At 71.0% G+C, this 13,153-nt stretch carries 12 protein-coding genes; 4 read left to right on the top strand and 8 right to left on the bottom strand.

Annotated features, from left to right (window positions below):
- Positions 1 to 46: 46 nt before the first annotated feature.
- Positions 47 to 589 carry a hypothetical protein gene (locus tag OIE53_RS03230; RefSeq protein ID WP_327025063.1) on the top strand — a complete coding sequence of 181 codons (543 nt, stop codon included), beginning with the start codon at positions 47 to 49 and terminating at the stop codon, positions 587 to 589.
- Here OIE53_RS03230 and OIE53_RS03225 read toward each other — a convergent pair.
- Positions 531 to 866, bottom strand: a complete 336-nt coding sequence (locus tag OIE53_RS03225) for a hypothetical protein (RefSeq protein ID WP_327025062.1) — start codon at positions 864 to 866, stop codon at positions 531 to 533. The genes OIE53_RS03230 and OIE53_RS03225 overlap by 59 nt on opposite strands.
- 308 nt (positions 867 to 1,174) lie before the next feature.
- Between OIE53_RS03225 and OIE53_RS03220 the strand changes: the two genes are divergently transcribed.
- Positions 1,175 to 1,972, top strand: coding sequence for a helix-turn-helix domain-containing protein (locus OIE53_RS03220; protein ID WP_327025061.1), 798 nt, complete (start codon positions 1,175 to 1,177; stop codon positions 1,970 to 1,972).
- Positions 1,959 to 2,147, top strand: coding sequence for a DUF397 domain-containing protein (locus OIE53_RS03215; protein WP_327025060.1), 189 nt, complete (start codon positions 1,959 to 1,961; stop codon positions 2,145 to 2,147). The genes OIE53_RS03220 and OIE53_RS03215 overlap by 14 nt, the downstream gene beginning before the upstream one ends.
- A 103-nt stretch (positions 2,148 to 2,250) precedes the next feature.
- Here OIE53_RS03215 and OIE53_RS03210 read toward each other — a convergent pair whose 3' ends face one another.
- The 4 genes from OIE53_RS03210 to OIE53_RS03195 form a co-directional block, all read right to left on the bottom strand.
- Positions 2,251 to 2,796 carry a dihydrofolate reductase family protein gene (locus OIE53_RS03210; RefSeq protein ID WP_327025059.1) on the bottom strand — a complete coding sequence of 182 codons (546 nt, stop codon included), beginning with the start codon at positions 2,794 to 2,796 and terminating at the stop codon, positions 2,251 to 2,253.
- 107 nt (positions 2,797 to 2,903) lie between these two features.
- Positions 2,904 to 4,106 carry an NAD(P)/FAD-dependent oxidoreductase gene (locus OIE53_RS03205; protein WP_327025058.1) on the bottom strand — a complete coding sequence of 401 codons (1,203 nt, stop codon included), beginning with the start codon at positions 4,104 to 4,106 and terminating at the stop codon, positions 2,904 to 2,906.
- Positions 4,107 to 4,223: 117 nt separating this feature from the next.
- Complete coding sequence (locus tag OIE53_RS03200; protein WP_327025057.1) at positions 4,224 to 5,168, bottom strand: RNA polymerase sigma-70 factor; 945 nt, start codon at positions 5,166 to 5,168, stop codon at positions 4,224 to 4,226.
- 34 nt (positions 5,169 to 5,202) lie between these two features.
- Complete coding sequence (locus tag OIE53_RS03195; RefSeq protein ID WP_327025056.1) at positions 5,203 to 6,177, bottom strand: ArsR/SmtB family transcription factor; 975 nt, start codon at positions 6,175 to 6,177, stop codon at positions 5,203 to 5,205.
- 485 nt (positions 6,178 to 6,662) lie between these two features.
- On the opposite strand from OIE53_RS03195, the gene OIE53_RS03190 reads away from it, so the two are divergent.
- Positions 6,663 to 8,513: a thiamine pyrophosphate-requiring protein gene (locus OIE53_RS03190; protein WP_327025055.1), complete on the top strand. Its 1,851-nt coding sequence runs from the start codon at positions 6,663 to 6,665 to the stop codon at positions 8,511 to 8,513.
- Between the two features lie 161 nt (positions 8,514 to 8,674).
- Here OIE53_RS03190 and OIE53_RS03185 read toward each other — a convergent pair whose 3' ends face one another.
- The 3 genes from OIE53_RS03185 to OIE53_RS03175 form a co-directional block, all read right to left on the bottom strand.
- Positions 8,675 to 10,867, bottom strand: a complete 2,193-nt coding sequence (locus OIE53_RS03185) for a transglycosylase domain-containing protein (RefSeq protein WP_327027052.1) — start codon at positions 10,865 to 10,867, stop codon at positions 8,675 to 8,677.
- Positions 10,868 to 10,962: 95 nt separating this feature from the next.
- Positions 10,963 to 11,754 (bottom strand): hypothetical protein, encoded by a 792-nt coding sequence (locus tag OIE53_RS03180; RefSeq protein ID WP_327025054.1) that lies wholly within the window; start codon positions 11,752 to 11,754, stop codon positions 10,963 to 10,965.
- A gap of 289 nt (positions 11,755 to 12,043) precedes the next feature.
- Positions 12,044 to 13,153: an SPFH domain-containing protein gene (locus OIE53_RS03175; protein ID WP_327025053.1), complete on the bottom strand. Its 1,110-nt coding sequence runs from the start codon at positions 13,151 to 13,153 to the stop codon at positions 12,044 to 12,046.

Here is a 13,153-nt window from a genome sequence, read left to right as displayed (position 1 = left end):
AGAACAATAGTTCTGCGTACGCCCGATGCCGCCGATGCTGGGCCACATGAACGCGCACCTTCCCCGACTCGGCATCGACATCGGCCGGGTCATCATCGACGGCTCCGCCCATCCCAGCGGCGACGACACCGCCTTCTTCAGCGGCGACGAGGCGGCCATGCTGGCCACCCCCGAGGTACCCGAGGCGGTGGCGACCATCGCCCGACTGGTCCCCCACTTCGACGGCCGGGTCTGGCTGATCTCCAAGTGCGGCCCCCGGGTGCAGGCCCGTACCCTGCGCTGGCTGGCCGCGCACGACTTCTACACCCGCACCGGGGTCGACCCCCGGCAGGTCCGGTTCTGCCGGGCTCGGGCCGACAAGCGGTCCCACTGCCTGGACCTGACCCTCACCCACTTCGTCGACGACCATCCCGAGGTGCACGCCGCGATCCAGGGCACCGTCGAGCACCAGTACTTCTTCGGCCCCCAGCGCCGCCCGGTCCCCGACTACGGTCACCCCACACCCACCTGGGCGGAGGTCGAACGCCTGATCATCGACTCCCTCCAGGCCCCGGACCACGCGGCGATCCCCAGCCGAGGAACCGGTTGAACAGGCTCGTCGGGTCCGGGCCGTCGTGCGGGTTGAGGTGGTACAGATCGCGCATGGCCTCGTACATCAGCCCGGCCAGGTAGATCGACAGGCCGGTGCGGTTGTGGGCGTACTCCGTGTGCAGCAACAGCCGCGCGGTGGCACACGGCCACGGCTGCCCGCAGGCCCGGCAGCACCACATCGGACGCAGCGGGGTGTGCGGCGGGTCCGCGCCGACCCGCCGAGGACGATCCGGGTACGGCCCACGGCCCGCCCCCGGCAACCGCGTGGTGATCACCTATGACCTCCCAGGGCCGGCATCTTTGGGTGCGTTTCTTGTCGCCCTGGCAGCAACAAACGCACCCAGAGCGAGCGATGGAACCGGGGCCACCCCGACGCGGGGGGGGGGGGGGGGGAAGGCGCGGGGCGGCCCCGGGGCAGAACCCGCCCCGTCCCTGCTGGATGGGAGCGGATCCGCTTACGTGACAGTCTGCTGATCACACCGCTACCCTCGGAACGCATCGAGCCTGACCGCGGTGACACTGCGTGGATCACGGCCACCACTCGGCGACAGTTGGCGATCTTGACGAGGCCCCTGGGGGTGCGGTGGAAGGTGAACAGAGCGTGGATCTGATCCGGGTCCAGCTACGCAAGCAGCGGGCCCTGGCCGGCATGAACCAGGAGGAGTTCGGCAAACGCACGAACTACTCCGCCTCCACAGTGTCCGCCGTGGAGACCGGCACCCGCCCGGTGGACCTGCCCTACGCCCGCCGCGCGGACGAGATCCTGGAAACCGGCGGTCTCTTCGAGTCTCTGCTGCGTACCGCCCAGCAGGACAGCCAACCCGCCTGGTTCATGCCCTGGCTGAAAGCCGAACGCGCCGCCAAACAACTGCGCTACTTCAATCCGACCCTGATTCCGGGTCTCTTTCAGACCGAGAACTACGCGCGGGCGGTGCTGCGGTTTGACGACACCTGCCCCGAGCAGGAGATCGAGCAGCAGGTGGCGGCCCGACTGGAACGCCAGGAGATCCTGCGCCGCGAGCGCCCACCTCAGGTCTTCGCGGTGATCGACGAGGCGGCGCTACGCCGCACCAACGCCATCATGGCCGAGCAACTGGCGCATCTGCTGCGGATGACCGAGCTACCGCACGTCCACATCCACATCATCCCGGCCCGCACCGGCCTGCACGTCGGCCTGGACGGGCCACTGCTGCTCGCCATGCTGCCCGACGGCACCTGGATCGGGCACCTGGACAGCCAGCTCGGCGGCGAGGCGGCTGACACCGACGAGAAGGTGCTTAAGCTTCTCGGCAAATGGGAGGGTGTGCGGACGGTCGCCCTTCCCGAAGACCTCTCCATCGACCTCATCAAGGAAGTTGAGAGCCAGCATGGACCTCAGTGACGCCCGTTGGCGGAAGGCCACCCGCAGCAATTCCTCCGGCGGAGACTGTGTCGAGGTGGCTGACAATCTGGTGGGCGTGGTTGCCGTACGCGACAGCAAGGACCCGGCCGGGCCGGTGCTCGCCTTCGACCCCACCGCCTGGCGGTCCTTCCTCGAACTGGCCAAACGGCACTGACCGGTACCGCAGATCAGCCTAGTCAGACACGACCGACCCGGCCAGGCGCGAGAAGCCTGGCCGGGTCGTTGTCGTTGCGGGTGGCCTGGACGAGCGTCGTCACCTAGGCCGGGGCGTACCGTATCACCGCCGCTCCGGAGGCCAACTCGGACCGGCCGACCAGCTTCAGGTCGACATGTTTCGCCAGCCCCTCGAACAGTCGCGGCCCGCGACCCGCGATCCGGGGATGCACCACGAACTCGTACTCGTCGATCAGCCCCAGCTCGGCCAGGGTCGTCGGAAGCTGCACCCCGGAGACGAACACCCCGCCGGGGCACCGCTCCTTGATCTGCTCTACGGCGGTACGCAGATCTCCCCGCACCAGCTCGGCGTTCCAGTCGACCCGCTCCAGGGTGCTCGACACGACGTACTTCTTCGCCGCGTCGATGGTCCGTGCGAAGGGTTCCGTCCACTCCGGCCTGGACACCGCCGCAGCGGACGGCCGCCACGCCTGCTCCATCATCTCGTAGATCACCCGACCGAACAGCAGGGCATCGGCCCGGGTGAGGTTCTCCATGTGGTGGCGGTGCAGTTCCTCGTCGGGTTCCACCGCCAGGTGATCGCTGCATCCGTCCACCGTGAGATTGATGGAGTATCGCAGAGGTCCCATTCTCAGGCCGCCCAATCGCGTGTCGTCGTGGTCATGATCTCCGGGGGACTCACCCTGGTGGACCAGCTACCACGTGCTGCCCGGGCCGCCCGTGCGGCACACCCTACTCAAATTTCCTTGGCCTCGAGGGCCGGTGGACGGGCGTGGCGGGGTTCGATGGCCGGGCTGAGGCGACGGCGACGGGTCGGCAGCATGAGCGTCGGGTGGGACACCCCCCAGGCCGCGCCCCGACAGACGAGTTCCTTGTAGCGGGCGGCCCACCAGCCCCGGAAGTGCACCCCCCTGGCCCGGTCGTCGGCGGTCACCCACTGGGTGATGCCGTCCCGTCGGCCGAGGCTGATGCACTGGTTGTAGTAGCGGATCGACATCCTGGGCACCGGCCGACCGGTCAACCGGGCCGCGATGGCGTCCGCCGCCTGCCAGGCCATCGGGACTCCGGAGGCGCAGGACATCCGCAGCGGCCTGCCGCCCGGCCCCTCGGCGCAGGCGGCGTCGCCGATGGCGTACACCTCGGGGTGCGACACCGAGCGCATGGTGGCGTCCACGAGGATCTGCCCGGTGGGTGCGGTCCGCACGGCCATGCCGGCGACCAGAGAGGGTACGGCGAAGCCGGCGCACCAGACGGTCACCTGGGCCGGGATGAGCCCCTCGGTGCCGGTGACCGCGCCGGTGGCCCGGACCTCGGTGATGTCGGTGTGCTCGTGGACGGTGATGCCCAGCCGGTCGCACACCTTCCGCAGGTGGCGGCGGGCCCCCTCGTCCAGCCAGTCACCCAGGCCGCCCCGGGTGGCGAGCGCGACGTGCAGGTCAGGTCGGGCCTCGGCGATCTCGGTGGCCGCTTCCAGGCCGGTGAGGCCCCCACCGACGACCAGTACCCGGCCGCCCGCCTCCAGGGCGGCCAGGCGTTCACGCAGCCGCTGCGCGGACTGGGCGCCGGCCACGTCGTAGGCGTGGTCGGCGCCGCCGGGGTGCTCGGCGGCGGTGCTGCCCAGGGCGTAGACGAGGGTGTCGTAGCCGATCTCGGACGAGGTGTCGGCCTCGGCTAGGGTGACGATCCTGCGGTCGACATCGACCCCGGTGACCCGGGCCAGTCGGACCCGTACCCCGGTGCCGGTGTAGAGGTCCCGCAGCGGACGGACGGCTAGATCCGCCCCGACGGCGAGTTGGTGCAGGCGGACCCGCTCGACGAAGTCGGCGGCGGCGTTGACGACGGTGATCTCGGTCTGGTCGGGGTGCAGTCGCCGGGCCAGGCGACCTGCGGCGATCGCCCCGGCGTAACCGGCACCGAGGACGACGATGCGATGGGTCATGCTCCCACTCCCTGTCTGCGGGCGGTGCCGCGCCGGCCGCTGGGGGCCGGTCGTCGGCGTACGCCTTCTGAACCGGGCAGCCCGGCGATTGCTGACAGGGATCGGGTGTGGTCCCGGTCACCACCGGTCCAGGACGGGTTCGGCCGGGGGGCTGGCCGACCAGAGCCGGGTGATGCGGGCCAGCTTGTCGGGGTTGGCCTGGGCGCGCACGGCCGCCACCCCCTCGGGGGTCACCTCCAGCGCCAGTACCCCGACGATCCGGTCGCCGACGACGACCACCACGGCCGGTTCGCCGTTGACGATCTCGGCGTACATGGTGGCGGATCCCCCGAGCACCTTCCGCCGCAGGTCGACGGCCTGGAAGAGTCCGCGCAGCAACCTGGCCACCGCCAGCGCACCGACGACCGGGGTGGACCGGGCGGGGACCTTCCCACCACCGTCACCGACGCTCACCGCGTCCTCGGTCAGCAACTCGACCAGCCGTGTGGTCTGACCACTGTTCGCGGCAGCCAGGAACTCCGCCACGATGTTGCGGGCGGCGGTCTGGTCGACCTGGACGCGGTGGCGACCGGCGGCCAGGTGCTGCTTGGCCCGCCGGTAGAGCTGCTGACAGTTGGCCTCGGTGAGGTCGAGGATCTCGGCGATCTCCGCGTGCGGGTAGCCGAAGGCGGCCCGCAGCACGTACACGGCGCGTTCATTGGCCGACAGCCGCTCCATCAGGGTCAGCACCGCCAGGGACACCGATTCCCGCTGCTCCACGGTGTCCACCGGGCCGAGCATCCGGTCCCCGGCCAGCAGGGGCTCCGGCAGCCACATGCCCACGTAGCTCTCCCGCCGGGCCCGGGCCGAGGTGAGCTGGTTGAGGCACAGGTTGGTGAGCACCTTGGTCAGCCACGCCACGGGCTGCTCGATCCGGGCGCGGTCGGCGGCCTGCCAGCGCAGGAAGGTCTCCTGGACCATGTCCTCGGCGTCCCCGGCCGAGCCGAGCAGGCGGTAGGCCACCGCCTCCAGCCGACCCCTGGCCCCCTCGAACAGTTCCACGTCCTGCGCGCTGAGCGACATGTTCCGAGTGTCACCCATCCGGGTGAGGTGCCCGCTACCCGCCCGGCGGACGGCTGTCACCGGCTAGCAGGTGGATGCCGAGGGGGGTCAGCCGGTGCACCTTGGCGCCGCCGAGACGTTCGCTGGTGATCAGCCCGGCGGCCCGCAGCGCGGCGGCGTGTTCGGAGGCCGAGGAGACGCTGATGCCGAGGTGTCGACCCACCGCCGTGGTGGTGTGCCGGCCGGGTTCGGCCAGTCGGCGCAGCACGGCCGCCCGGGTGCCGCCGAGCAGTTGGGCCAGGGGGTCCGTCCTGGTCGGTGGGGGTTCGGGCGGGGCGATGACCGGGTACACCAGCAGCACCGGCTGTCCGGTTCGGACCAGCACCCGGGGGCGCAGACCGGCCAGTGGACCGGGGATGAGCAGGATGCCCTCACCGTTTCCGGTCAGCTCCGCGCTCCACCAACTGTCGATCTCCAGGATCGGCGGACGCCACCGGATCGCCGGGTGCAGTTCGTTGAGCAGGCCGTCCACTCCGGATCGGGCGTAGGTGCGGGCCCGCAGGTCGACATGCGCCCGGTGGGCCGCGGTCAGGTGCGACCAGGCCGGGGCGAGCACGGCGTCGAAGTAGTGGTCCACCGCCGTCATCAGCAGATCCAGCATCTCCGGGTCGGCCGACACGAACCGCCGCCGCCACAGGCTGGGCGGCAGTTTGGCGTACGTCTCGGTGAGCTCTGCGGTGATCTGGCGACGCGGGGTGGCCCGGATGGTCTCGATGCCGGCGGCCACCGACTCGATCCCCTGCACCGGGGTGAGGAAGTCGGGCAGCAGGCCCCGGGCCGGCAGCAGGTGGCGCAGGGCGGCGGTGCTCGCCGAGGCGGCCTGGGCACGGGCGGCCATCTCCGGCATCCGCGCGGCCACCACCGGATCCCGCAGGGCCTGGCTGGCCAGGATCGTGTTGCCGACCGGATGTGGACGGCTACCGAACCGGATCCGGGTCAGGTCCGCCGCAGTGAGCCGCAGGGAGATCACCCCTCAAGGTTGCCAGCAGTTCCGGGCGTACGCCGAGGGGGGGCAAGCGTTTTCCGGGTACGCCGGAGGGACCCGGGGTGCTTTTCGGCGTACGCCGAAAGGGTTGTCGGGGTGTCGGCCCGCCGGTGAGAGTGAGGCAGACCAACGGCCGGGAGGGGGCGGCATGCGTCGGCTGCTCGGGTGGTGCGTGTCGGTTTGCCTGGTGGTGGGGGCCGCGGCGTGTGGTAGTGGCGATGTGCAAACGCCACCCACGACGACGGGGGCGGCCCCCGCCGTGTCGCCGGGCCCAGGGCAACATGCCCTGACCCTGAACCATGACGGGGTGAGCCGGGGTTACCGACTTCACGCACCGCCCGGGTACGTCCCCGGGCGGCCGGTGGACCTTCTTCACCACCATCCGCGCCGGACCTGACCCACGTCGGGGTGTTTCGTCCGGGTGGTGCCGGGAATGTGCGTTCGCCGGTACTACCCGAGAGGCGGCCCAGGTGAGCGCAGGACATGTCGGCACTCTGGTGCCAGCCGACCCGTGGCCCCTGCCCCGCAACGCCACCGTGGCGGACCACATCGTGCAGCGACTGGCCTGCTGGGGGGTACGCCGGTACTTCGGCTACCCCGGCGACGGCATCAACGGCATGACCTCCGCCCTGCAACGCACCGGCCAGCAGACCCAGTTCGTCCAGGTACGCCACGAGGAGACCGCCGGCTTCGCCGCCTCGGCCCACGTCAAGTACGGCGGCGGGCCGATCGGGGCCGTACTGGTCACCAGCGGGCCGGGGGCCATCCACGCCCTCAACGGCCTGTACGACGCCAAGCTGGACCACCAGCCGGTGGTGGCCCTGGTCGGGCACACCGCCTCGACCGCCGAGGGAGGAGGCTACTACCAGGAGGTGGACCTGCTGGCCCTCTACAAGGACGTCGCGGCGGCCTTCCTGGCCCAACTGGACCATCCCTCCCAGGTACGGCACCTGGTGGACCGGGCCTGCCGCACGGCCCTGGCCCGGCGTACGGTCGCCGCGTTGGTGCTCCCCCTGGACGTGCAGGACCTGGCCGCCGTCCCGGATCCACCGCACGCCCACGGCTTCTACCACACCAGCAGCGTGCCCAGCACCGGCCCGACCGTGCCGCCGGAGGCCGACATCCGGCACGCCGCCGAGGTGCTGCGCGGTGGCGAGCGGGTGGCCATGCTGGTCGGCCAAGGGGCGATCGGCGCCGAGACCGAGGTACGCGAGATCGCCCACCGCCTCGGCGCCGGGGTGGCCACCGCCCTGCTCGGGTTCACCGTGGTGGACCACCGGGAGCCCTGGGTGACCGGGGCGATCGGTCTGCTCGGCACCCGCCCTAGCTGGCAGCTGATGAACGAGTGCGACCGGCTGCTGATCGTCGGCAGCAACATGCCGTACTCGGAGTTCTATCCCCCACCCGGTCAGGCCCGGGGGGTGCAGATCGACCACGACGGCACCCAACTGGGCCTGCGGTACCCGACCGAGGTGAACCTGACCGGGGACGCCGCACCCACCCTGCGGGCCCTGCTGCGCGAACTGGGCCCCGGCCCCGGGCCGACCCGCTGGCGACAGACCATCGCCGGGGCCACCGCCGCCTGGCGGCAGTCCCAGCGGAAACTCGCCGAGCAGAACGCCGACCCGGTCAACCCGCAACGGTGGTTCGCCAGCCTCAGCGAACGGCTGCCCGAGGACGTGCTACTCGCCGTGGACTGCGGCACCACCACCGCCTGGTACGCCCGACACGTCAAGGTCCGCCCCGGGATGCTGGCCAGCCTCTCCGGCACCCTGCTGTCCATGGGCGGAGCCATGCCGTACGCCCTGGCCGCGAAGTTCGCCCACCCGGACCGGCCGCTGGTGGCCCTGATCGGGGACGGGGCGATGCAGATGAACGGGGTCAACGAACTGATCACGGTGGCGAAGTACTGGCGGGGCTGGGCCGACCCCCGGTTCGTGGTGCTGGTGCTCAACAACCGGGATCTGGCCTTCGTCAGCTGGGAACAGCGCTCCAGCGAGGGCACCCCGATGTTCCCGGACAGCCAGCAGCTACCCGACATCGCGTACCACCGCTGGGCCGAGGTGCTCGGGCTCCGCGGCGACCTGGTCGACCACCCGGATCAGGTGAACGACGCCTGGGACCGAGCCCTGCAGGCGGACCGCCCCACCGTCATCAACGCCCTGGTCGACCCGGCCGAGCTGATGATGCCCCCGCACTTCACCGCCGACCAGGTCCGCAAGACCGCCGCCGCCATGCTGCGCGGCGACACCGACTGGGCCGGCATCGTCCGCCGCGGCCTCCCCACCATGGTCACCACCTACCGCCCCCGCCGAGCATGAAAGGAAGGGCACCTTATTAACGCCTCGTGTATAGGAAGGGCCCCTTCTTAACAGAGCACGCCCGTCGCCCCACCAGAGCATGCTCGTCGCCCCACCAGCGCACGCCCGTCGCCCCACCAGAGCATGCTCGTCGCCCCACAGAGCGCCCGGCGCTGCGGCCGTCAGCCCCGGTTCTGCAGCCAGCGGGGCAGGTCGGACTGACCTCGCTCGGTGGTCGGGCGTCGCTCGTCGAGCGGGCTGCGCTCGACCGGACGGCGGGGGTCGCCGACCAGAGCGCGGCTGGGGGCAGTGAAGGACTCGGCCGGTTCGCCGTCGACCGCCGTGGCGATGATCCGGGCGACGGCCTCGATCACCCGCGCCTGCACGGCGGAGCCGACCAGGTCGGTGGGGTCGTCCGGATTGGCGGCGATGCCGGCCACCGCCACCTGCGGGGTGAAGCCGACGAAGGTCTCCGTGGCGGCCTGCTCGGAGCTGCCGGTCTTACCGGCCACCGGACGCCCGTCGAGGATGCGGTTCACCGCAGTGGCCGTACCACCGTTGCACTGCGCGAACGCCGACTGCTGACCCACCGGGCAGCGCGCCGCGTCGGTGGCGGCCCGCGCCACGTCCGGGTCGAGCACCTGCCGGCAGGAGGGGTCACCGACCGGCAGCCGCTGCCCGTCCGGCGCGGTCACCGACACCACGGGCAACGGCGCGCAGTACGTGCCCTCGGCCGCCACGGTGGCGTACGCGTTGGCCAGGTCCAGCGGGGTGGTGGCGGACACGCCGAGGGTGAAGGCCCCCCAGTTGGACGCGTTGTCCTCGGCAAAGCGCGCGTCGGCCTCGGCGCGGAAGGTGATGCCCAGCCGCTGGGCCATCTCGACCACCTTGTCCTGGCCGACCTGCTCGGCCAGCCAGACGAAGTACGTGTTGACCGAGCGGCCGAAGCCGTCCCACATCATCCGGTAGCCGTTCATCCACTGCGGGTTGGCGTTCGCCGGGCACCACTGGCCGTTGCAGCTGCTGTCGTCGGTGCCGGCGGCGTACCGGGTGGGCAGCCTGCTGGGCGCGTCGAAACCGGTCGCCAGGGTACGGCCGGACTCCAGCGCGGCGAGCATGGTGAACAGCTTGAACGTCGAGCCGGCCTGGTATCCGGCGACGCTGCCTCCACCGGAGATCAGCGGGTTGACAGTGTTCGGGTAGTTGAGCTGCCCGTCCGGGTTGTCGTCGAGGCTGTAGTGCCGGTTGACCGCCATGGCGAGGACCCGACCGGTGCCCGGTTCGACCGCGGCGATCGGCACCGCGCGCTTGTTGTCGTACCCGTAGATGCTTGTGGCCTGCTGCTGCGCGGTCTTCTGGACCTTCGGGTCGAGGGTGGTGACCACGCTGTAGCCGCCCCGGCGCAGCGCCTGCTCCCGCTCGGCGACGGTGTCGCCGAACGCGGGCTGCTCCATCCACCAACGGCGCAGGTAGTCGCAGAAGAAGCCCCACCCGTCGCGGGAGCTGACCGTGGCTGCGCAGCCGTTGGCCTGGTCGCTGGGGTCCAGCTTCACCTTCTCGGCCTTCGCGCTTCTCGCCTGCTCGGCGGTGATCGCCCCGGTCGCGACCATGGAATCCAGGACGTACGCCCGCCGGGTCAGCGCCGCGTCGGCGTCACCGTCGATCGGGCTGTACGCCTCCGGCGCCTGCACCAGGCCGGCCAGCAACGCCGCCTCGGCGAGGGTCAGGTCGGCCGGCGCCTTGGAGAAGTAGCGCTGGCTGGCGGCAGCGATGCCGTACGCCCCGGAACCGAAGTACGCGATGTTGAGGTAGCGGTTGAGGATCTCGTCCTTGCCGAGGCGCTGTTCCAGGGCGTTGGCGTACCGGATCTCCTGGATCTTGCGCCCGACGGTCTGCTCGGTGGCCGCGGCCCGTTCCTCGGCGGTGCGGTTCGGGTCGGTCTTGAGCACGTTGCGCACGTACTGCATGGTCAGCGTCGAGCCACCCTGCTCGGTGCCGGAGGTGACGTTGCGGACCAGCGCCCGGAACATGCCGCGCAGGTCGACGCCACCGTGGTCGTAGAAGCGGCGGTCCTCGGCTGCCACGATCGCCTGGCGCATCACCGGCGCGATCTCGGCAAGCGTCACGTCGGTGCGGTTGACGTCGTAGAACGTGGTGATCAACGTCTTGCCGTCGTTGGCGTAGAGGTAGGAACGTTGCGGGGTGGCCGGGGTCCGCAAGGCGTCCGGCAGTGCGGCGTAGTTACCGAGCGCGGCCTGGGCGGCGAAGCCGAACACCAGATTGACCGGCAGTACGGCGACCGCCAGCACGAGTCCGGCGAGCACGCCGGTCAGCAGCACGGTGAACAGCCGCGACAGCGGCGTAGGGGAGGCCATGGTCCCCAGGATTGCCGCGAAAGCCACCTACCGACCACCTCAACGGCCGGGTTGTCAGCCAATTCACGGCAAGCCTCCAGCACTCTTTGCCCTGGTCAGGCCGGGCCGGGGCCGATCGGGCCGGGTGGGCGGGCCGTGGCGACGCTGGCGCTGGCCGCGTCGTAGAGGATCTCCCGGGGCATCAGCCGCCCGGAACGGTACGCGATGCCGATGCTGGCGATCAGCACGAAGATCGCCCCGAAGGTCTGCAAGGAACCGATCAACGCGCCCCCCAGACCCAGCAGCGGGCTGGCGATCATCAGCATGACGCCGTCGCCGATGCTGAACGCCCCCGACCGGGCCACCGCCCAACCGGTGCACAGCCAGCCCAGGCTGTAGCAGGTGGCGCCCACCAGCACCAGGGTCCGTGCGGTGGTACCGAAGACCGGTGTCTGTTCGGCCAGCCCGGCGAACGGCAGCATCAGCACCGTACCGGCGATGCTGATCAGCAGTCCGGCGACGGCGGAATGACGGCTGCGGGTGGCGGCCAGCAGGCCGGTCAGCCCGAGCAGGGCCAGCAGGCCGAGCCAGACCGCGGCCACCCAGCCTACCAGGTACAGGGCCCGCCCGTCGGCCGGGTAGGGATCATTGCCGACCCCGCCGTCGCTGGCCATCGCGACCAGACCATAAAGAATCGCGTACGCCGGCAGCAGCCAGACCGCCGCTCGGGCCAGCCGGCGCAGTGACCAGGCCCAACTGGCGTTGGTGGCCGGCCTGGGTGGGCCCGGGTCGTCGACGAAGGGCAGTACCCCGAAGCCACCCCCGGTCCGCCGGGTACCCAACGGGCCCTGGGGATCGTGCTTGCCCGGCACCTGCGGCGCGGACCACAAACGGCGCAGCGGATCCATGCCTCACCTCGCTCATCCACAGACCTCGCGCGGGACGCACCCGAGAGCGCCCCGGTGCCCCAGGCCGGACCGGCCCTACGACCGATGGTGGCAAACACCGCAGCCCGCCATGAGGCTTTCTCGCATTACCGATGCCGAAGATCGACTCCGTTACGCCGAAACGGCGGGGTCAAGGCGGGCCGGACCGCGCCGTTACGGCGTAACGGCGGGGACCACGCCAGCCGGACCGCGCCATAACGGCGAAACGGCGGGCGCGCCCAGGGGATGGGCGCGCCCGCCGGCGGACGGATCAGCCGCGCTCGCGCTGGTCGGCCGGGTCGTTGAGCAGGCTCGTCGGCGAGACCGGCTCCGGCGCGGGCAGCCCCTGCGGGGCCTTGCCGCCGGTGGCCTGCGCCTCGGCCACCCGTACCTCGTTGTGGATCTCCTGGGCGGCAGCGGCGGCGGCCTGCGCCGCCTCGGCGGCCTCGCGCTCGACCGCGCTGGCGTCGTCGGAGGCCTTCGGGCTCGGCGCGTCGCCGACCATCTGGCTCAGCCCGCCGAGTGCGCCGCCCATGCCCTCCAGGGCCTTGGTCAGCTCGGCCGGCACGATCCACACCTTGTTGGCGGTGCCGTTGGCGATCTGCGGCAGGGCCTGGAGGTACTGGTAGGCGAGCACCTTCTGGCTCGGGTTGGCGGTGTGGATCGCGTCGAACACGGTCCGGATCGCCTTGGCCTGACCCTCGGCTTGGAGGATCCGGGCCTGGCGGTCACCGTCGGCGCGCAGCACCGCGGCCTGCTTCTCACCCTCGGCGGTGAGGATCTGCGACTGCTTGTGCCCCTCGGCGTTGAGGATCGCGGCACGGCGGTCCCGCTCGGCGCGCATCTGCTTCTCCATCGAGTCGCGGATGCTCGGCGGCGGCTCGATCGCCTTGATCTCTACCCGGGTCACCTTGATGCCCCACCGGCCGGTGGTCTCGTCCAGTACGCCGGACAGGTGCCGGTTGATCTCCTCGCGGCTGGTGAGCGCGCGCTCCAGGTCCAGCGAACCGATCACGTTACGCAGCGTGGTGACGGTGAGCTGCTCGATGGCCTGGAGGAAGTTGGAGATCTCGTAGGTGGCCCGGACCGAGTCGACCACCTTGAAGTAGAGGACGGTGTCGATCGACACGACCAGGTTGTCCGAGGTGATCACCGGCTGCGGCGGGAAGCTGACCACCTGCTCCCGCATGTCGACCTTGGTACGCACCGAGTCGACGAACGGCACGAGCAGGTTCAGCCCCGGGTTGAGGGTGCGCTTGTAGCGACCCAGCCGCTCGACCACGTCCTGGCGCTGCTGCGGGACGATCCGCAGCGCCTTGGCCAGGGTGATCACCCCGATCAGGGCGATACCTATCAAAAGGACGGGAATCACGAGTTCCAT

It is taken from the genome of Micromonospora sp. NBC_01739 (assembly GCF_035920385.1).
Lineage (GTDB): Bacteria > Actinomycetota > Actinomycetes > Mycobacteriales > Micromonosporaceae > Micromonospora.
This window is presented reverse-complemented; position numbering and strand designations above follow the sequence as displayed.

What these genes read in the sequence shown, in the direction of transcription:
- OIE53_RS03200 (WP_327025057.1), bottom strand. Translation starts at nt 5,168, where the DNA reads ATGTCGCTCAGCGCGCAGGACGTGGAACTGTTCGAGGGGGCCAGGGGT.
- OIE53_RS03175 (WP_327025053.1), bottom strand. Translation starts at nt 13,153, where the DNA reads ATGGAACTCGTGATTCCCGTCCTTTTGATAGGTATCGCCCTGATCGGG.
- OIE53_RS03230 (WP_327025063.1), top strand. Translation starts at nt 47, where the DNA reads ATGAACGCGCACCTTCCCCGACTCGGCATCGACATCGGCCGGGTCATC.
- OIE53_RS03205 (WP_327025058.1), bottom strand. Translation starts at nt 4,106, where the DNA reads ATGACCCATCGCATCGTCGTCCTCGGTGCCGGTTACGCCGGGGCGATC.
- OIE53_RS03215 (WP_327025060.1), top strand. Translation starts at nt 1,959, where the DNA reads ATGGACCTCAGTGACGCCCGTTGGCGGAAGGCCACCCGCAGCAATTCC.
- OIE53_RS03180 (WP_327025054.1), bottom strand. Translation starts at nt 11,754, where the DNA reads ATGGATCCGCTGCGCCGTTTGTGGTCCGCGCCGCAGGTGCCGGGCAAG.
- OIE53_RS03210 (WP_327025059.1), bottom strand. Translation starts at nt 2,796, where the DNA reads ATGGGACCTCTGCGATACTCCATCAATCTCACGGTGGACGGATGCAGC.
- OIE53_RS03185 (WP_327027052.1), bottom strand. Translation starts at nt 10,867, where the DNA reads ATGGCCTCCCCTACGCCGCTGTCGCGGCTGTTCACCGTGCTGCTGACC.